This window comes from Candidatus Thiodiazotropha sp. AKAK2 (assembly GCF_058244685.1).
The window spans coordinates 1-19,778 of record NZ_JBSYOP010000007.1 but is presented as its reverse complement, the minus strand read 5'-3'; the positions used below and the strand labels follow the sequence as shown (position 1 = coordinate 19,778).

General features: G+C 54.3%; 13 protein-coding genes and 1 riboswitch. Of the genes, 4 read left to right on the top strand and 9 right to left on the bottom strand.

Annotated features, from left to right (window positions below):
- Nucleotides 1-82 precede the first annotated feature (82 nt).
- The gene (acnB, locus tag AC4IE8_RS01930; protein WP_490790177.1) at nucleotides 83-2,686 is read right to left on the bottom strand and encodes a bifunctional aconitate hydratase 2/2-methylisocitrate dehydratase; all 2,604 of its coding nucleotides are present in this window, start codon (nucleotides 2,684-2,686) and stop codon (nucleotides 83-85) included.
- A gap of 281 nt (nucleotides 2,687-2,967) precedes the next feature.
- Between acnB and AC4IE8_RS01925 the strand changes: the two genes are divergently transcribed.
- Nucleotides 2,968-3,849 carry a LysR family transcriptional regulator gene (locus AC4IE8_RS01925; RefSeq protein ID WP_490790176.1) on the top strand — a complete coding sequence of 294 codons (882 nt, stop codon included), beginning with the start codon at nucleotides 2,968-2,970 and terminating at the stop codon, nucleotides 3,847-3,849.
- A 32-nt stretch (nucleotides 3,850-3,881) separates the two neighbouring features.
- Here AC4IE8_RS01925 and atzF read toward each other — a convergent pair whose 3' ends face one another.
- From atzF to AC4IE8_RS01890, 7 genes are all read right to left on the bottom strand, one after another.
- A complete protein-coding gene (atzF, locus tag AC4IE8_RS01920; RefSeq protein WP_490790175.1) occupies nucleotides 3,882-5,693 on the bottom strand; it encodes an allophanate hydrolase in 1,812 nt (603 codons plus the stop codon).
- A gap of 3 nt (nucleotides 5,694-5,696) precedes the next feature.
- Complete coding sequence (gene uca, locus AC4IE8_RS01915) at nucleotides 5,697-9,293, bottom strand: urea carboxylase (RefSeq protein WP_490790174.1); 3,597 nt, start codon at nucleotides 9,291-9,293, stop codon at nucleotides 5,697-5,699.
- Nucleotides 9,294-9,379: 86 nt separating this feature from the next.
- A complete protein-coding gene (locus AC4IE8_RS01910; protein ID WP_490790173.1) occupies nucleotides 9,380-10,027 on the bottom strand; it encodes an urea amidolyase associated protein UAAP2 in 648 nt (215 codons plus the stop codon).
- A complete protein-coding gene (locus AC4IE8_RS01905) occupies nucleotides 10,028-10,762 on the bottom strand; it encodes an urea amidolyase associated protein UAAP1 (protein ID WP_069006758.1) in 735 nt (244 codons plus the stop codon).
- A gap of 13 nt (nucleotides 10,763-10,775) precedes the next feature.
- On the bottom strand, nucleotides 10,776-11,582 hold the full coding sequence (locus AC4IE8_RS01900) for an ABC transporter ATP-binding protein (protein WP_490790172.1): 807 nt from the start codon (nucleotides 11,580-11,582) through the stop codon (nucleotides 10,776-10,778).
- Nucleotides 11,579-12,400 carry an ABC transporter permease gene (locus AC4IE8_RS01895; protein ID WP_490790171.1) on the bottom strand — a complete coding sequence of 274 codons (822 nt, stop codon included), beginning with the start codon at nucleotides 12,398-12,400 and terminating at the stop codon, nucleotides 11,579-11,581. The genes AC4IE8_RS01900 and AC4IE8_RS01895 overlap by 4 nt, the downstream gene beginning before the upstream one ends.
- Nucleotides 12,401-12,619: 219 nt before the next feature.
- Nucleotides 12,620-13,660, bottom strand: a complete 1,041-nt coding sequence (locus AC4IE8_RS01890; RefSeq protein ID WP_068992027.1) for a putative urea ABC transporter substrate-binding protein — start codon at nucleotides 13,658-13,660, stop codon at nucleotides 12,620-12,622.
- A 59-nt stretch (nucleotides 13,661-13,719) separates the two neighbouring features.
- Nucleotides 13,720-13,855: riboswitch (guanidine-I (ykkC/yxkD leader) on the bottom strand.
- A gap of 809 nt (nucleotides 13,856-14,664) precedes the next feature.
- Here AC4IE8_RS01890 and AC4IE8_RS01885 point away from each other — a divergent pair.
- From AC4IE8_RS01885 to sthA, 3 genes are all read left to right on the top strand, one after another.
- On the top strand, nucleotides 14,665-15,630 hold the full coding sequence (locus AC4IE8_RS01885) for a zinc metalloprotease HtpX (RefSeq protein ID WP_083226082.1): 966 nt from the start codon (nucleotides 14,665-14,667) through the stop codon (nucleotides 15,628-15,630).
- 370 nt (nucleotides 15,631-16,000) lie between these two features.
- Complete coding sequence (locus AC4IE8_RS01880) at nucleotides 16,001-17,977, top strand: putative bifunctional diguanylate cyclase/phosphodiesterase (RefSeq protein WP_490790170.1); 1,977 nt, start codon at nucleotides 16,001-16,003, stop codon at nucleotides 17,975-17,977.
- A gap of 105 nt (nucleotides 17,978-18,082) precedes the next feature.
- On the top strand, nucleotides 18,083-19,480 hold the full coding sequence (gene sthA / locus AC4IE8_RS01875; protein WP_490790169.1) for a Si-specific NAD(P)(+) transhydrogenase: 1,398 nt from the start codon (nucleotides 18,083-18,085) through the stop codon (nucleotides 19,478-19,480).
- Nucleotides 19,481-19,668: 188 nt separating this feature from the next.
- Here sthA and AC4IE8_RS01870 read toward each other — a convergent pair whose 3' ends face one another.
- The gene (locus tag AC4IE8_RS01870) at nucleotides 19,669-19,776 is read right to left on the bottom strand and encodes an integrase core domain-containing protein (RefSeq protein ID WP_490790165.1); all 108 of its coding nucleotides are present in this window, start codon (nucleotides 19,774-19,776) and stop codon (nucleotides 19,669-19,671) included.
- Nucleotides 19,777-19,778: the final 2 nt, after the last annotated feature.

Sequence of the window (19,778 nt, the reverse complement as noted above, 5' to 3'; positions counted from 1 at the left end):
ACTACATGGATGTCAGGTACTTATCGACACCCAACAAGCCTCATACAGACCGGAGGCAAATCCCTCCGGTCTGTCTAGATCATCAAGCGATCAGCTTAACCGCAATCTCCTGCCCCCGCTTCGCCGATGCCACATACTCATCCATCTTGTCGAAGTTGAGATACTTGTAGATCTCCGGTGCCATGGAGTCGATCTTGGTAGCGTAGGCCATGTACTCTTCCACGGTCGGTAGCTTACCCATGACGGCGGCCACTGCGGCCAGCTCGGCTGATGAGAGGAAGACATCGGAGCCCTGCCCCAAGCGGTTGGGGAAGTTACGTGTGGAAGTGGAGACCGCTGTTGAACCCGCCGCAATACGCGCCTGGTTACCCATACAGAGTGAACAGCCGGGCATCTCGGTGCGGGCACCGGCACTGGCGTAGACGTTATAGACACCCTCCTCCATCAGCTGCTGCTCATCCATCTTGGTGGGCGGCGCCAGCCAGAGGCGGGTCGGGATAGACTCGCCGGAGGCCTCCAGCATCTTGGCGGTGGCACGGAAGTGACCGATGTTGGTCATACAGGAGCCGATGAAGACTTCGTCGATCTTGGTGCCGGCGATCTCCGACAGAGGTTTCACATCATCCGGATCGTTGGGGCATGCCAGCAGAGGCTCTTTGATCTCGGACATGTTGATCTCGATGACTTCGGCATACTCCGCATCCGCATCGGCACGCATCAGGCTTGGATTCTCCAGCCACGCTTCCATCGCCCGGGCGCGACGCTCCAGGGTGCGGGCATCCTCGTAGCCGTTGTCGATCATCCAGCGCAGCATGGTGATGTTGGAGCGCAGGTATTCCGCCACCGACTCTTCGGAGAGCTCGATGGAGCAGCCACCGGCGGAGCGCTCGGCCGAGGCGTCAGAGAGTTCGAAGGCCTGCTCAACAGTCAGATCGGGCAGCCCCTGGATCTCCAGGATGCGACCGTTATAGATGTTCTTTTTGCCCTTCTTCTCCACGGTCAGCAGACCCCGCTGCAGAGCGGCGTAGGGAATGGCGTTGACCAGATCACGCAGGGTGATGCCGGGCTGCATCTCACCGCTGAATTTCACCAGTACCGACTCGGGCATATCCAGCGGGATTACCCCCAGGGCCGCGCCGAAGGCGACCAGACCGGAACCGGCCGGGAAAGAGATGCCCAGCGGGAAACGGGTGTGGGAGTCACCGCCGGTACCCACCTGATCGGGCAGCAGCATACGGTTGAGCCAGGAGTGGATGATGCCGTCACCGGGACGCAGGGAGACACCGCCGCGATTCTGAATGAAATCGGGCAGGGTGTGCTGGGTGTTGATGTCCACCGGCTTGGGATAAGCCGCGGTATGACAGAAGGACTGCATCACCAGATCTGCACTGAAACCAAGACAGGCCAACTCTTTCAACTCGTCACGGGTCATCGGGCCGGTGGTGTCCTGGGAACCGACCGTACTCATGCGTGGCTCACAGTAGGTGCCGGGACGGATACCCTCTACCCCACAGGCTTTGCCCACCATCTTCTGCGCCAGGGTAAAGCCCTTGCCGGAATCCTGCGGATCGACCGGACGACGAAACAGATCCGTGGCACCCAGGCCGAGCGCTTCACGTGCCCGTTCGGTGAGCGAGCGGCCGATGATCAGGGGAATACGACCGCCCGCCTTCGCCTCGTCGAGCAGCACCTCGGTCTTCAGGCTGAACTCGGAAAGCAGTTCACCGGATTCCGTTTCGATCTTACCCTCATAGGGCTTGACCACGATCACGTCACCCATGGCGAGCTTCTCCACCGGGCACTCGATTGGCAGAGCGCCGGAATCCTCTACGGTATTGAAGAAGATCGGTGCGATCTTGCCACCCAGTACCACACCACCCTGGCGTTTGTTGGGAACAAAGGGGATGTCGTCACCCATGTGCCAAAGCACGGAATTGGTGGCTGACTTACGCGAGGAGCCGGTACCCACAACGTCGCCCACATAGACCAGGGGTAGCCCCTTCTCCTTGAGTGAATTGAGTTCGGTGATCGGGCCGATCTTACCCTGCTCATCCGGCTTGATGCCTTCACGCTCATTCTTCAGCATCGCCAGGGCATGCAGGGGAATATCGGGACGGGACCAGGCATCCTGGGCCGGTGACAGGTCGTCGGTGTTGGTCTCACCGGTCACCTTGAATACCCTGAGCTTGATCTCTTCCGGCACATCGGACTTGCGCTTGAACCACTCGGCCTCGGCCCATGAGTTCATCACTGCCTTGGCGTTGGCATTTCCTGCATCCGCCTTCTCCTTCACATCGTGGAAGGCATCGAACATCAGCAGGGTGAATTTTAGCTGCTCGGCAGCCAGCTCTCCCAGCTCGGCGTCATCCATCAGTTCGATCAGTGGCTGGATGTTGTAGCCACCCAGCATGGTGCCCAGCAGCTCCACTGCCTTGGCCTTGTCCACCAGAGGACTCGCCGCCTCACCCTTGGCCACGGCGGCCAGAAACCCCGCTTTGACGTAAGCCGCATCGTCAACACCAGGTGGCACCCGGTTGGTCAGAAGATCGAGCAGGGTCTCCTCCTCTCCCGCTGGCGGGCTCTTCAACAGCTCAACCAGATCGGCGACCTGCTGCGCATTCAGGGGCAGTGGGGGGATACCTTGTTCGGCACGTTCTGCAACATGTTGACGATAGGCTTCGAGCATAATCTCTCTCCTCGGTTCAGGGGACCAACGGCCAGTCATGCCGGTTGTCCGATGGTGATCGTTCCGGTTAACCAACCGGATAATGGGGGCACGATATCAGACCGTTTATCATACGTATAATTGATTGTTCGCATGTATTGTATAAATATTTTGCATGCTATAATTCCGCCAGGCCCTCTTCATCCTAGGTTTTTGTGGCTCGAAATCCCTGCCCTCTCCCATAGGAGTGAACCCATGCAAGCTTTCTCATCCGATCATTATCCCGACTGGAGATAACCGCCATGGATCTGTTGTTGATGCGCTCTCTGGTAGCGATTGCCGATACCGGCTCGATCACCGAAGCGGCGGATCGGATCGGTCTCACGCAACCTGCCCTCTCCCGCCGCTTGCAGCAACTGGAGGATTATTTTGGTGCTGAGCTGTTCTCCCGCGGTCGCAAGGGGGTGCAGTTGACTGAAATCGGTCGCCTGGTGGAGAGCGAGGCCCGCATCCTGATTGCCCGATACGACCACCTTAGGGACCAGGTCAGAGCACACCAGGGTCTCGAAGGAGGCACGGTGAGAATCGGCGGTGGTGCCACCGCAGTCTCATTTCTTCTGCCGAAAGCAATCGCCTCCTTTCAGGGCAGCCATCCGGCCGTGAAGTTTCAGTTGAAAGAGGCCGGTAGTAATGAGGTGGCCGAGGACGTGATCAATGGCCGCCTGGAACTGGGATTGGTGACCATGCCGGTAAAAAACCGGGATCTCAAAGTCTGGCCTCTGCTCACCGACCGGATCGTGCTGGTCGGGCCGAAACAGCACCCTCTGGCGAAAAAACGCCGCATCAGTGCCAGCGCATTGGATGGCATCTCCTTTGTCGGCTTTGAAGCGGATACTGCGGTTCGCCAGATCATCGATGCCACACTGCGGGATGCGGGTGTAGAAATGAATGTGGTGATGGAGCTTCGTTCGATCCCCGCCATCCTTAGGATGGTGGCCACCACGGGCAATCTGGCCTTCGTCAGTCAGCTCGGAGTGGACAGCCTGGAGGATGTGGCGGAGATCGAGGTCAAGGATTTCAAGGTCGAGAGAGAGCTGGCGGTGATTGCCCGTCGCGGCAGCACCCTCTCACCGGCAGCTCAGGCGTTTGCCGATCTGTTGCGGGAGGCGGTGGTTGAGGGGTAACTGGATAACTTGCTTCACCCAATCGAACAGGACTACCTGTTCAGATAAGTCTTCCAACCACCATAACCGGTAATCTCTTCTGCGTTGGAAATCGCATAAGGTTCACAGATGAAACCGCTCGCCTCGGTACCATCGGCAAGTTGCAACTTACCAATACCGAGTGGCGATGGAATGGCTGCAACGAAACTACCGAACTGACTCTGTGGCATCGACCAGACTTCGACTTCGATCGCCTCACCCGCTGCTTCATCCAGTATCAATCCGGGTCTTGCGGGTGGTCCACCTGGCAAGGCATACATTCTGTAGATCGGGGCTGTTTCGGTTTTAGCTTTAAGTGTGGCGCCACGTTCCGTTAACTGCCAGTTAAGCGGCAGGCCCTGCAGATGGGCGCCACACACCACAACGTCGATCTTATTGTAGTCACCCACTGATGGTTGAGCAGTTGATTGAAGTTCATACTGGGAGGCACCGATTTTCAACTCAAACTGTCGGTGAATCCGTTTCGCAATGGAGAGCAGGGCCCGGTCTGTAAAGGCATCGCCGACCAGGGTAATGCCGAAAGGCAGACCGGAAGCGGTCATCTGCGTCGGCACGGCCACTGAAGCCAGATCCAGCAGATTCATAAAGTTGGTGTAGTAACCCAACTGACTGTTACGCAGAATAGGCTCTTGCAACATCTGCTCGATGGTAAAACAGGTGCCTGCGGTGGGTGTCAGCAGACAGTCGACCGCTGCCAGTTGTCGATCACAGATTGCCTTCAACCCGCTCAATCTGTATTGAGCTTCGAACAGGCTGCTGGCCTGTAATGCCTTACCGGGTTCGATAATCTCCCGCACGACCGGAAACAGTGCTTCCGGGTTGTCATCGATCAAAGGCTGGGTTGCCAGATAACGCTCTGCCACCCAGGGCCCTTCATAGAGTAGTCTGGCTGCTTCGGCAAAGGGTTGATACTCAATCTCGACAAATTCGATCCCGTCTGTTTCAAGTTGCTTGAGGGTATCACGGTAAGCTTGTTGATAGGCCTGATCACCGAAGAAGTTCAACTGCTTCCCGGGGATGACACCGATCTTCAGCGGTCCTTGCCGCTCACCATAGTGCCGCTGCTGATTCTGAAACGGATTGTTGCGGCTGTATTCGTCATCCGCATCATAGGCTTCAGCCACCGACAGCACCAGATTGGCATCGTCGGTGTCGCAGGCGAAGACGGTGATGCAATCCAGACTTCGGCAGGCTGGCACCAGGCCTTTGGTGGATAACAGACCCCGGCTTGGTTTCAATCCGACCAGGTTGTTGAAACAGGCTGGCACCCGGCCCGATCCGGCGGTATCGGTACCCAGACTGAAGCAGGCCAATCCAAGAGCAACCGACACAGCGGAACCGGAACTGGATCCACCGCTGATATAGTCCGGCTTGAAAGCATTACTGCAGGCACCCCAGGGGGACCGGGTACCGTTCAGGCCGGTGGCAAACTGATCCAGATTGGCTTTACCCACCGGGATGGCACCGGCGGCAATCAATCGCTCAACCACGGTCGCGGATGCCGTCGGGGTATAGGCAAACTCGATACAGGCCGCTGTGGTCGGGATCTCATTGAGATCGATATTATCTTTGATGGCAAAGGGAATGCCCCATAAGGGGAAGCGCGCCAGATCGAGCTGTTGCAATCGATCGAGATAGTGTGCCTGCTCTGCTTCACTGAGCAGATGGATCCAGATGTTGTAATCCTCATACTCCGAGGCACGCTTACGGATCGTCTGCATCACCTGCTCAGGTGTCAGACTGCCGCTAAGATAGGCTCTGCGTAGTGCAGAGATGGTCATCTCATAGGGAAAGTCTGTTGTCATGAGCTAACCCTCCTGCAGGACGACCAAGGCCTGCCCTGCTCCGACTCGCTGTCCATTTTCCAGCAACACATGGGTAACCGTACTGTCGGCCGAGGCATAGACCGGAATCTCCATTTTCATCGACTCCAGAATCATCAGACACTCACCCGCTTTCACCTGTTGGCCGACACTGACCTCCGTCTGCCAGACACTGCCGCTGATCGGACTGTCGATCACCAGACTCTCTTCCGGCCAACTGCTATCTGTCTGCTCTTCGGTCTGTTCGTTCACTTCAAAGTTGAATTGTCCATCCGCATGCCATTGGGCGAGCTCGGCTTCGAAGGCCTGCTGCCGGTGTTGACGGAATGCTTCGATCTCAGCTTGCTGTGAATGGATGAACGCCTGGTATTCAGTCAGACTGAAACGACTCTCCTCAATCTTTATCGGATAGCGACCCTGGGGAAAGTCTTTGCGAATGGTGACCAGCTCATCCTGAGTGACTTCATAAAAACGTATCTGATCAAAGAATCTCAACAGCCAGGGTTTTTCAAAGGCCGTTGTCTGTTTGTAACGGTTCCACATCTGCAGAGTGCGTCCGACGAACTGATATCCTCCCGGCCCTTCCATGCCATAGACACAGAGATAGGAGCCGCCGATACCCACTGAATTTTCTGCGGTCCAGGTTCTGGCTGGATTGTATTTGGTGGTCACCAACCGATGACGGGGATCCACCGGCGTAGCGACCGGTGCACCAAGATAGACATCACCCAATCCCATCACCAGGTAGGAGGCCTCAAACACAATCCGTTTCACATCATCGATGCTTTGAAGCCCATTGATGCGACGTATGAACTCCAGGTTACTGGGGCACCAGGGTGCATTCTTGCGCACCGACTGATCATACTTTTCAATTGCTTTATGACAGGCTTCGTCATCCCATGAGAGGGGTATATGCACAATCCTCGAGGGCACATGGAGCTGATCGATCTGACTCGCCAGTGCGTGCTCCGCAGTCTTCAGATGGAGCAGCAGTTTGCGCTGACTGAGTCGTTGAGCATCGTAGTGAATCTGTAGTGAGCGAATCCCCGGGGTCATTTCCTGCAGCCCAATGAGAGGATGTTGCTGTAACCACTGCATCAATGCATGGGCACGAAATCGCAGTGAAATATCCAGTGCCTGTTCGCCATACTCCACCAACATGAAGTGATCGCCGGCAAGACGATAGACCACATCGACACCATATTCACTGCTTCCAAGCTGTCCCACGACAGGGGTGGTGATCTCAGTGGGCTGGTATTGATCGGTCAGCGGTCTCAACTGGGCAACAGCTTCGATCTGATCCTGTTCCAGCCTGACGGCCGTTTCCAGATCCACCGGCACAAAGCTGACTTTATCTCCGGCACGCAGTTGCCCCAGCTTCCACAGATCGGCCTGGATCACGGTTGCCGGACAGACAAAACCGCCCAGTGAGGGACCATCCGGTCCGAGTATCACCGGCATGTCACCGGTAAAATCCACTGTACCGAAGGCATAGGCGTTATCATGAATATTCGAGGGATGGAGTCCCGCTTCCCCGCCATCCTTACGCGCCCACTCGGGCTTGGGTCCGATCAGACGGATTCCGGTACGGCTGGAGTTGTAGTGGACTTCCCACTGGTGTGAAATGAACCGGTCGATATCCGGCTGAGTAAAAAAAACCGGGGCGCCGTGGGGACCATAGATCACCCGCAACTGCCACTCATGGGTTATCTGTGGCCTGGCATTTTCAGCGATCGTTTTCTGGTCGGTCAGGTTGTCGGATGAGGCGATCCTCAACACATCACCAGCTCGCAGAGCCCGGCCGTTGTGGCCGCCGAACTGTCCCAGGGTGAAGGTCGATTTGGAACCCAGATAGTCCGGGCAGTGAATGCCGCCGCTAACCGCCAGATAACTTCTCGCCCCCTGCTGTTTGATTCTGCCCAGGGTGAGTGTCTGCCCGGCATGAATCTCCACCGCGCTCCACATCGCCAAAGGTTCACCATCGAGGCGCGCTTCGATCTCCGCACCGGTGAGTGCAATCCGGCTATCACAGCTGAACTTCAGGCTAGGCCCCTGGATGGTGATCTCCATGCCGGCCGCCCCGGCTGGATTGCCCAGCAGCCGGTTGGCCAGCTGAAAGGAGTAGTTGTCGAAAGGACCCGATGGAGGCACACCCACATCCCAGTAACCCGTTCTTGCGGGATAGTCCTGAATGGTGGTCTGGGTTCCTCCCTGCATCACATCGATACGGCTCGGGGTATAGACAAAATCATTGAGATAGCGGGTCGTCACTTCGCCCGCCAGCAGCAAAGGATCCCGACTCAACACCGACAGGTAGTCCAGATTGGTCTCACTGCCATAGAGTCGGATTGCCGCGAGTGTGGCCTGGAGTTTTGCAAATGCTGCCTTCCGCTCAGCAGCATGGACAATCACCTTCGCCAGCATGGGGTCAAAATAGGCGGGCACTTCGACACCCGACTCGATCCAGTGGTCTATCCTCACATCCTTGTCATCGGGAAACACTACCTCGGTCAACAGTCCAGGTGAGGGTTGAAAACCCCGATAGGGATCTTCCGCATAGAGTCTGACCTGGACCGCATGGCCTTGTGGTGACAGGGTGGAACGCTCACGCTGCAGATCGACACGATCGCCTGCAGCCTGTCTGATCATCCACGCCACCAGATCGACCCCGTAGACCTCCTCCGTCACCCCGTGTTCCACCTGCAGACGGGTGTTGACCTCAAGAAAGTAGAACGCATCCGTATCCGCATCATAGATAAACTCAACCGTGCCTGCATTCCGATAGTGGACACTGGAGAGCAGGGATTCGGCGGTGCGATAGAGTTGTTGGCGTATCTCATCGGTGAGATTGGGCGCCGGACACTCCTCAACGACTTTCTGATTACGTCGCTGACTGGAACAGTCCCGTTCGCCGATCGCCAATGCGCCACCTTCACCATCACCAAAAACCTGAACTTCGATATGTCTGGCCCTGGCGATAAACTTTTCTATGAATACCCCGTCATTGGCGAAATTGTTGGCCCCAAGGCGCTTGACCGAATCGAAGGCCCCAGTCACCTCTGCAGATGAGTGACACAACTGCATACCGATGCCACCACCCCCGGCGGTACTCTTCAGCATCACCGGATAGCCGATACTCTCCGCTGATGCCAGCGCGGACTGGAGATCCTGCAGCAGTTCGGTGCCCAGAGTCAGTGGTACATCCGCCTGTTGTGCCAGCTCCCTGGCTTTGTGTTTCAAACCGAACAGCTCCATCTGCTCCGGAGTCGGTCCGATGAAGACGATACCTTCTGCTTCGCAGCGTCTGACAAAATAGGCATTCTCACTGAGAAAGCCGTAACCGGGGTGTATCGCATCGACACCATTCGCTTTGGCAATGGCAATGATCTTATCCATATCCAGATAGGTTTCGGCGGCCACCCCATCTCCGAGGGAGTAAGCCTGGTCTGCATGGCGAACATGCAGACTATCCGCATCACTCTCTGCGTAAACGGCCAGGGATGGGATATGGAGTCTTTGCAGGGTGCGGATGATCCGTGTTGCGATGGCACCACGGTTGGCGATCATTACTTTGGAAAACATGCTTACCTTGACCGGGTCGTCCCGGTTAAAAAAAGCGTCATCAGTGGTCGTCCACTGATCCTTCGTTAATCAATGCGGCAATCTGTTCAGGCACTACCCCAGATCAGACACTCGATCGGGGTCGGGTTGTAACCGTTACAGGGGTTGTTCAATTGAGGACAATTTGAAAGCAACACAATCACATCCATCTCGGCCCTGAGCTCCACATACTTTCCCGGAGCGGAAATACCGTCTTCAAAGGTCAATCCCCCCACTGCGGTGACCGGCACATTCATAAAGAAATTGATGTTATGAGTGATATCTCGTTTGCTGATGCCATACTCGGGGTGTTCCGCCACTGCCAGCATCCAGCTGTCACGACAAGCGTGCATGCAACGCTTCTCCAGATCGTAGCGCACAGTATTGCTTTCCGTGGCACAGGCACCACCAAGGGTGTCGTGACGGCCACAGGTATCGGCCACCACTTCCAGCATCACGTTATTCTCATTCGAGCGGAGTTTCGAACCGGCAGTCAGATAGACGTTACCCTGCTCCCTGATGGTATCCATCGCACTGTAGCGCTCTGCCGGATTATCGGCTGAATAGAACAGGGTATCCGCCGCCTGGTTACCTTCCAGATCGAGGATGCGAATCGTCTCACCCGCTTTGACGATGCCGATGAAATAGTCACCTGCATCAACCCGGGTTCTTCGGCTTGCCTGCTGCGCCAACAGCTCTGACTCTTTGATCATCATCTACTCTCCAATGCCGATATGATAGAGGGCGTTATTCTGAAATCCCCGGGTATTTTCCGCCCTGAAGTGCATGCAGTAGTCATCCGGTTGCACTGCTTCGGCAACCCCCAGTTCGATCTGCACCCTGCTTTGCGGATAGTCTGTCGAACGGTTCATCGGGTGTGGACAGGTGTGCATCATGACAAGTGTGTCCATCTCGAAGCGCAGAGTCACCTGATCACCCGCCTGGCTGTGATCAGCGGCCAGTTGCAGATTACCCTCATCGTTGACCATTACTTTGCTGAACCAGTTGATGTTGGCGGCAAGGTCTGCCGCACTGAGGCCATACTTGGCCAGCTCCACCAGAAAGGCATCATGGCCGTTCTGTTTCCAATCGTTGCGGTCGTGTTGATAATCCCTTGTACCCCACAGGCTCTCAACATGTGAGGCATGGGAGTTTCCGGCAACTGTCTCATGCCAACCCAGGCTGTCTTCCACGATAGAAGCAAAGATTCTCCCCATATCCGAATAGAGACAGTTGCCTCTGGTCAACTTAAAGGTATGTTGGCATTTCAGGGTGTCCGGTGCGTTGTATCGCTCCAGAAGATTCTCCGGATTGTAGAAGAGCATTCCCAGATTGGCTGCGCCTTTTATATCGGTCAGCCGCATGATGCTGCCTCGGCGTACACGTAGCGACCAATGGGCCCCGCCAGGTAGTTCCGTTGTATAGTCAATCGACTTGATCATATCGCTCATATTGATCTCTCCACTAACCTGCTTGAGCCGGTATCGGTCTCAAGTGGTCGTCGATCTGTTGATAGGTTGTTTGATCCATATGCCCTACCGGCAGATCATAGGTAATCACGGCACCGTACCTTTGTGGCGCCTGGGGATCATGTCTCAGCTTGTCGAACACCCACAACCGGGTGCCCAGATAGAAACCCTCTTTCAGGTCATGGGTGACCATGAAGACGGTCAGTTTGTGTTCACTCCAGAGGTTTAACACCAGGTCGTGCATATCCGATCGGATACCTGGATCGAGGGCACCGAAAGACTCATCCAGCAACAGTATCCGAGGCTTACCCAGCAGGGCCTGGGCAAGCGCCAGACGCTGCCTCATACCACCGGAGAGTTCATGGGGATACTTCTTCAACGCCTGACTGAGACCGACCTGTTCGAGTATCGACTCAGCCGCCTCACGGGCTGCACTTCGCCCCGAACCGAACAGATAACCGGTAATGCCTGGACGTTGAAAGCCACAGGTCGCCATCACATTCTCCAACACGGTCATATGGGGAAATACCGAGTATTGCTGAAACACAATACCCCGATCCGATCCCGCTTCATTCGGGATCGGTTTACCGTCGAGCAGTATCTCGCCTTTGGAGGGCTGTTCGGTGCCCAGCAACATGTTCAAGAAGGTACTCTTACCGCAACCCGAGGCGCCAACCAGGGTGACGAATTCTCCCTCATCGACAGTTTTGTTGAGACGTTCCAATACGATGTTGTCGTCATACTGCTTCCATACCTGGTTCACCTGAATCATCGGTGTGGAATCTTGATCGGTTTCACTCATGACTTACCTCCCTGCACATACCAAGGAAAGAGTTTTTTCGTCAGCTTCCGCAGAGTCACATCAATGAGAAATGCGAGGATGGTTATCCAGGCCACATAGGGAAGAATCACATCCATCGCCATGTAACGCCTTACCAGGAAGATCCGATACCCCAGACCGTCTGTTGCAGCGACCGCTTCCGCCGCGATCAGAAACAGCCAGCCTGCACCGAGCGACAAGCGCACCGCATCGAACAGTTTTGGCATGATCTGGGGCAGCAGCACCCGAATCATGATCTGCGAGGTATTGGCGCCCAGTGACTGGGCTTTTACCAACTGCTCGAAGGGAATCTCCTGAGTGCGTCGTTGAATGTCCCGGGCGATGAAGGGTGTGATGCCGAGGGCGATCAAAACCACTTTAGAGAGTTCGCCGAGACCGAAAACAATGAACAGAATCGGCAGAATCGCCAGCGGTGGTATCAGCGAGACCACAGTCAGCAATGGCGAAAGGGAAGCAGCGATCATCGGCAGTGCGCCGGTCACCAGACCGATCAGCAACCCAAGCATTGCCGCAATCAGGATTCCCAAACCGAGACGGGTCAGACTGCTGGCGGTATCCTGCCAGAACAGATACTCGCCGGATCGTTTGCTGGGCTCGAAGGCCATCCGTTCCAGACCATCGGCAATCTGACTCATGCTGGGTAACAGTTTGTCATTCGGATTCACTTCCAGACGGGCATCCGAACCCATCACATAGAGCAGGATCAAAAGCACAAAGGGTGCGATACCCAATAACAGCTTGAATGCCCTGCCCGGGTGTTGATTGATGAATTTCTTCATAGGGTTTCTCGAAACAAACTCCACCGGCCAGCCTGCATGCAAAGCTATGGCATTGAGCATCCAATGGTAATTAAGGAGGATGAAATCTCCGCAACAATCGATCAGCTTCAGGCCGCAATGATTAATTCACTCATCGACATCCCGGCCTTTGCCGGGATGTCGAATCAAAATTGCATTGCCCGAGTCAACTGATGGTTTGCTAAATCTAACAATATCCAGTTAGAGCTTGCCTTCCGCAGCCATGGTCATGTAGCTGGGGTCAAAGCGGAACTTGATATTGCCTTTATCACCGAAGGTGCCGGCAGGCATCTCGATACCGATAAAACCCGCATCCGGCGCACCGTCACCCAACAGGCCATGATCGAAGGAGAAGTTGGCGACATGCTCCATGGTGGCCAGCAGTTCTTTACTGTTGGTGAGCTCCAGAGCCGCCGCCGGAGTATAGAACATCTCGGTACTGGCCAGTTGTGCTTCATAGCCTGCCAGGTCGGTACCGGATGCGGTTGCCATATGGGTTTTCGCATCGACGCCAGCCTTATCGGAGCCACTCATGACAGACATGATTTCATACCAGGCACCCACCAGCGCCTTACCCAGTTTCGGGTTGGCCTTGAGTGTTTCGGTATTGATTACCAGCAGATCGATAATTTCGCCCGGAATCATCGAGGAATCGAACACCTTGGTGCTCTTTGGCATGGATGTGATCTCACTCAGCAGAGGATTCCAGGTAGCAACGGCAGTGACATCATCGGTGCCGTAGACGGCAACCATATCCGCATCGGAGGTATTCACCACAGTGAGATCCTTTTCACTCAAACCAACACTCTCCAGACCACGGGCCAGCAGATAGTGCGAGACACTCAACTCCACCAGGTTAACCTGCTGCCCTTTGATATCGGCCAGCTTGTCCTTGCCTTTCAGCACCACCCCGTCGTTACCGTTGGAGAAGTCACCCACCACCAGTGCGGTACTGTCCACACCACCGGCAGCTGGAATGGTCAGGGCATCCATGTTGGTCATGGTACAGGCGTCGAACTCACCCGCTGTGTATTGATTGATCGATTCGATATAGTCGTTGATCTGCACCACTTCGATATCGATACCGTATTTATCAGCCCATTTATTGACAATGCCCTGCTCTGCCCCATAGGCCCAGGGCATCCAACCGACATAGATCGACCAGCATATTTTGAAACTGTCGGCGGCCTGAGCCACAGAGCTAAGAGAAAGTGCGAGAATTAATGCGGCAAAACGTTTCATGAAGAACCTCTCAGTTACATCTGTCTACACGGAGCACCCTTGGCAGTCAGACCAAGCAAGTCTCCCGGGCTTTTATCCCGCCGTGTAACCCATACCCTGCACTGAGAGGGAGAGGTCGAACGCTCTTGGACCAGTCATCGCAGCTCACCACCTTGTCTGGTATTGAGCCGGATCGGAACCCTAGCTTTCTATTTCGGTTAAATTGTATTGTCCTGATAACAAGGGCACGGACGCAAACTACTTTGCAAAACCCAGGCCAATGAAATTAATTGACCAATATTCAATACTTTAACCAAAACAACATCTAATCCCCGATCGCTTCATCCTTGGAACACGAAGCAGAATGGTGCACGCTGGCAACCGCTTCGCACCAAAAACACGCAGCCGAAACAGTCGAGCGTCACAGCGTTCTCATTGATTTACGTTAAAATGACAGATGGCAGACATCGGAATCTGTTACCGGACATCCAAGGAGCAATGACGGCTCATGAGGATATCTGTAACCTTATGTCACCCCGTCAATTCAAATAGGTCCACTCACGATCAGGCTGACTCTATCCGTTACCTGATCGAGCACTATCCTGGTAACCATTAAGATCTTGCCTTTGGCGATGACGAATCGGTCTACCCCGGCAGCGGTGAGCGACAATCGAGAGTCTGGAGGCCGGATAGTATTGCAGACCCTGCCTGGTTCAGTTTGATCAATGATCATCCATACCGCTTTTTTGCTGGGCACAGAAACAGATCCAGCAAGGCGCATTAGATTCGTATTAGCAGGTCCTAAAATCGTAGCCCTCAAAGTTGCCGGGCGATTGTTGTTCAATAAGGAGATCGAAATTTAGTGGATCAAGCAGTGATTTGCCGCATATAAACACGAATCACCACGACTTTCGCGCCACTATAGCGAGAGGAGAAATATCTGTCAGACAGGTCTGGCCGAATGTGGGAACAACAGGGTTTACGCCTTATCAAACTACCAAACCTGTGGTAATTGATCACCCATCATGAATTTTACTCGAATCTCACAGCATAAATTTAGAAACTTCCTGCAGACATTACTGTTGCTTGGCGGCATGTCTCTGTTGTTGGCGCTCTGTGTGGAACTGCTGTTTGGGCAGGAGTTATGGCTGTGGGTATTCATCGGCACTACTGTGATCATCTTTGTCCTGCCGGATATGTCTCCACGTTGGTTGTTGCATCTCTATCAGGCCAAACCGATCAGTCCTGATCAGGCGCCACAACTCTGGATGATGATTGAAGAGTTAAGCCGTCGTGCCAGACTCAAATCGATCCCGGCCCTTTACTGGATACCCAGTAAAACCACCAATGCTTTCAGCGTGGGTCGTACAAATGATACAGCGATTGCGCTGACTGATGGGATTTTGGAACTGCTCTCAATGCGCGAGCTAGCTGCGGTACTGGCCCATGAAACCGCCCACCTTGCAAACGATGACATCCGACTGATGAGTATCGCCGATCTGATCAGCCGGCTGACTCATCTGATGTCCAGCTTGGGAATCATCTTACTATTGATCACATTCCCGTTGCTGTTCCTTGGTTACACCCCCTTCTCCCTGTGGGGCATACTGCTGCTGATTGTCTCCCCCTCTCTGAGTGCCGTGATGCAACTCGGTCTCTCCAGAATTAGGGAATTCAATGCCGACCTGTTGGCCGCTGAATTGACAGGTGACCCGGCAGGATTGGCCAATGCCTTGAACAAAATTGCCTACCCCCATGGCAGGTTCTGGCAAAAGCTGCTCATTCCGGGATATCGGAGGCCGGAGCCTTCTCTATTGCGCACACACCCTGAGCCTGAAGAACGCATCGATCGACTGCTCGATTTAGGAGACAGATCAGACCGCTACACCAGCCCAATGAAAGATCTCCCAGATCAGTCTGTGGACCTGCCGACCGGCTACACAACCAGGCTTTCGCCAAGACACCGAACCATATTCCGTATCTGGCGCTAAAATCGGCCAGCCACCCTATCATCATCGTGAAATTTCTGACATTATCTTGGCAGTTCGGTCCATATGCCCTGTTATCAGGCACTAGACCGATCGCATCAAGAAGCTTGGATTACTGCTGAAAATGGACGAACCGGCTGTTTGAGCCAGACAAGGTCCGGAACAGGGATTATTAATTGATACAGGATCAGGGCACTGTTTCACCATGCCACAGATTGGGTACCATCCAGCTACTCAGCAAGCTGGAAATCTTTATGGTACAGAATCCATTGGGGTGGTAGACCAGAAGTGAGCGGTTCATCTGCCCGGTAGGAAACAAATCGCCAACACTCAGCGAACAGTTACTGAGTATAAAAACAAAGCAACTCTAAAGATGACCGAATACACCGACCCGTCACTCAGCGAACCACCCGATTTTGCAGCCCGTCTCAGGGAGAACCAGGTAGAGCTGTCTTTTACCGGATTGCCCGCCTCGCTGAGTGCGATCATGATCAACACCAGCGTAATCGTGGTTGCCCAGTGGTCTGTGATTCAGTGGCAGATTCTAGTTGGCTGGTTCTCCGGTATGCTCGGTTTAAGCCTCTACCGATATTACACCTACCGTGTCTATCAAGCCCGAAAATCCACAGAGGGCTCCCTGAAGATCTGGCGAAAACGGGCTGTTGCCGGCACGCTGGCTTCAGGCGCCATCTGGGGGTCCGCTGCATTTCTACTGGTGCCACTGGGAGAACAGTCTTTCCATCAGACCATAATCATAGCCAGCCTGATCGGTATGGCCGCAGGCGGGGTGATAACTCAAGCGGCCCTGTTACCCGCCTCTCTGGGTTACATGTTACTGGTCATCATCCCATTGATCATCAGACTCTTCACGCTTGGTGGACCGGCCAATATCGGCCTGGGCTTCATGCTTTGTATCTATGTGATCGTGATGGCTTCAGGTGCGATCAGTATCAATCGGAATTTATCCGAATCCCTGGCGATGAACATCAGGCAACGCCATTCCCGCAAGATCATCGAACACCTCGCCTACCATGATGAGCTCACCAATCTGCCCAATCGACGTCTGCTTACCGAACGCCTGAGCAAGGATATTGCACGCTCGATCCACCATTCCCATATCGGCGCTTTGATCTATCTGGATCTGGATAATTTCAAAACCCTCAATGATTCCATGGGTCACCAGCAAGGCGATGAACTGCTCAAGCAGTTGGCACTCCGATTGAACGGCTGTCTGAGTGATGAGATTACAGCCACCCGTCTTGGCGGAGATGAATTCGTGTTGCTGATGCCGGAACTGGCAGACCAGGAGAGTGAAGCTCTCAGGCTGGCCAAACTGACGATCAAGAAGGTTCAGGTCACCCTCGCACGCCCTTTTATGCTTGGCGACAGGGAGATCCACATGTCGGTAAGTATCGGGATTGCTCTGTTTCCACTGCATGGGGATAACGCCGATGACCTGCTGAAACGGGCGGATTTCGCCATGTACCGGGCCAAAGCCATCGGCCGCAATACAATGAGCCTCTACAATCCCGAAATGCAGGAGCAGGCACATCTGCTGATGACCCTGGAGCAGGGTCTACGCAATGCCCTGAAAAACGATGATCTGGTTATCCATTATCAGCCTTTGATCAGTATCGATGGAGAGGTGATCGGCGCTGAAGCCCTGGTCCGCTGGCACCACCCGCAGGATGGCCTGGTGGCACCTGACAACTTTATCGAGCATGCCGAGCAGAGCGGCCTGATCATCGAACTGGGCAGACAGGTGCTGGAACAGGTCTGCCAACACCTCAACAGACTGGCCGATTCAGGCCTGTTGACGGACCAATTTAAAATCTCAATCAATGTCAGTCCACTGCAGTTTGCCGATCATAGTTTTGTCACGGATATCCAGGCCACCATACGCCGTTACGGTATTGAAGCGAAACATCTGTTACTTGAAATCACAGAAAACGCGTTGCTGCCTGACTGGGGAGAGACAATCAGTAAACTGCAACAACTGCGCGAGGCGAATTTCACCCTGGCAATCGATGATTTCGGCAGCGGTCAATCCTCACTCGCCTATATCAAAAAACTGCCGATCGATCTGATCAAGATCGATCGGATACTGGTCAAGGACATCACCCGGGAAAAGACCGATGCCGTGATTGTTGAAGGCACCATCGATATGGCTAGAAAACTCGGCCTGAAAGTGGTTGCAGAGGGTGTTGAAGAGCAGTCGACCTTTGAGCTGCTGAAGCGCTATGCCTGCAATATCGTACAAGGCGATATGATTGCCAAACCGATGGATCTCGACAGATTTATCGACTTTTGCCAGCAACCAGACATAAACGTTGCTGATACCCCAAGCTGAGACTGCAGGCAGAGACGGAGAGTTAAAATCCAGTAATCAGCCATATTGCACTGCGAAAAAGTGTTAGACTGTGGCCGGTCAGCACGGTAGCGAAGCGGAGAAACGATGAGTGCAAAGCATTTTGATGTGGTTGTAATTGGTAGTGGCCCCGGTGGTGAAGGGGCTGCCATGAAGCTGGTCAAGAGCGGTAAACGGGTTGCCGTGATTGAAGCGCACGATATGGTAGGCGGGGGGTGCACCCACTGGGGAACCATTCCATCCAAAGCACTCAGACACAATATTCAGCTGTTAAGGGATTATCGGCGCAACCCCCTCTTTCAACACACCCACGACCAGGTTCAGGTTGAGTATTCCGATCTGCTGAAGGCCGCGGGCAAGGTGATCAACCAGCAGGTGCGCAGTCGTCTGCGCCACTATGCCAGAAATCGGATTGACGTGATCCATGGCCGGGCCGGATTCATCGATACGCACCGGATCGAAATTGTTCAGCCGAGTGGCGTCAGCGAAGAGATTACGGCGGAACACTTTGTGATCGCTACAGGATCCCGTCCATACCAACCAGCAGATATCGACTTCAACCACCCCAGGATTCTCGATAGTGACTCAGTACTGCGTCTCGATACCACACCGGACTCGATTACCATCTATGGTGCAGGCGTTATCGGCTGTGAGTATGCCTCGATCTTTTGCAATCTTGATGTCAAAGTGAACCTGGTCAACACCCGGGACCGCCTGCTCTCATTTCTTGATGATGAGATCACCGATGCGCTCAGTTATCACCTGCGCAATCAGGGTACTCTAATCCGCCATGATGAGGTTTATGAACAGGTGGAGGCCGTCGATGACGGTGTGGTGCTTCACTGCAAGTCTGGCAAGAAATTCAAGACAGACTACCTGCTGTGGGCCAATGGGCGCAGCGGTAATACGGAAAACATGGGACTGGATGAGATCGGGGTAGCGGTCAATCACCGGGGTCAGATCGAGATCGACAAAACCTATGCCACCTCACTGCCCCACATCTATGCGGTCGGCGATGTGGTCGGCCCACCTGCCCTGGCCAGTGCCAGTTACGACCAGGGACGCTTTGTCGGTGCCCAGATCGCCACCGGCAGTGCGGACTGGCAGTTGATCGATGACTTTCCCACCGGCATCTACACGCTGCCTGAAATCAGCTCGATCGGTCGCACTGAACGGGAGCTGACCGCCAGCAAAGTCCCCTACGAAGTGGGGCAGGCAAGCTTCAGAACCATCGCCCGTGCCCAGATAACCGACCATGAAGTCGGCATGCTGAAACTGTTGTTTCACCGGGAGACCCTGGAGATCCTCGGTATCCACTGTTTCGGCGAGCAGGCCTCCGAGATCGTCCACATTGGCCAGGCCATCATGGCCCAACAGGGCGAGGCCAACAGCCTGCTCTATTTCGCAGAGACCACCTTCAACTATCCAACGATGGCTGAAGCCTATCGTGTTGCGGCATTGAACGGCCTCAATCGCATCTTCTGAGCTTTATCCATCTCTCTGAAGTGACAGATTCATAGAAGTTCAAGCCTATTCTGGGAATTTAGTTATAAGGCGGGAACCGCACTTCAAATCGATGGTTTGTTGAAGATGTGCTTGCCCTACCCTACAAATCCTGACCAACAAGCAACAGGATTCAGGCCAGCTTCAATCCTATTGTAAACCCACCTATTTTAGTGCCAGCCTAAATTAGAGTTCTCCTGCTCATATTTCTTTCGGTATTCGACAGGTGTTAATTTACCGAGTGACTGATGCGGCCGCTCTTCGTTGTATTTTCTGATCC

Excerpts from the sequence above, each read along its gene's own strand:
- atzF (WP_490790175.1), bottom strand. The coding sequence starts at position 5,693 with ATGACAACAGACTTTCCCTATGAGATGACCATCTCTGCACTACGCAGA.
- AC4IE8_RS01885 (WP_083226082.1), top strand. The coding sequence starts at position 14,665 with ATGAATTTTACTCGAATCTCACAGCATAAATTTAGAAACTTCCTGCAG.
- AC4IE8_RS01905 (WP_069006758.1), bottom strand. The coding sequence starts at position 10,762 with ATGAGCGATATGATCAAGTCGATTGACTATACAACGGAACTACCTGGC.
- AC4IE8_RS01880 (WP_490790170.1), top strand. The coding sequence starts at position 16,001 with ATGACCGAATACACCGACCCGTCACTCAGCGAACCACCCGATTTTGCA.
- acnB (WP_490790177.1), bottom strand. The coding sequence starts at position 2,686 with ATGCTCGAAGCCTATCGTCAACATGTTGCAGAACGTGCCGAACAAGGT.
- AC4IE8_RS01900 (WP_490790172.1), bottom strand. The coding sequence starts at position 11,582 with ATGAGTGAAACCGATCAAGATTCCACACCGATGATTCAGGTGAACCAG.
- AC4IE8_RS01895 (WP_490790171.1), bottom strand. The coding sequence starts at position 12,400 with ATGAAGAAATTCATCAATCAACACCCGGGCAGGGCATTCAAGCTGTTA.
- sthA (WP_490790169.1), top strand. The coding sequence starts at position 18,083 with ATGAGTGCAAAGCATTTTGATGTGGTTGTAATTGGTAGTGGCCCCGGT.
- AC4IE8_RS01890 (WP_068992027.1), bottom strand. The coding sequence starts at position 13,660 with ATGAAACGTTTTGCCGCATTAATTCTCGCACTTTCTCTTAGCTCTGTG.
- uca (WP_490790174.1), bottom strand. The coding sequence starts at position 9,293 with ATGTTTTCCAAAGTAATGATCGCCAACCGTGGTGCCATCGCAACACGG.
- AC4IE8_RS01910 (WP_490790173.1), bottom strand. The coding sequence starts at position 10,027 with ATGATGATCAAAGAGTCAGAGCTGTTGGCGCAGCAGGCAAGCCGAAGA.
- AC4IE8_RS01925 (WP_490790176.1), top strand. The coding sequence starts at position 2,968 with ATGGATCTGTTGTTGATGCGCTCTCTGGTAGCGATTGCCGATACCGGC.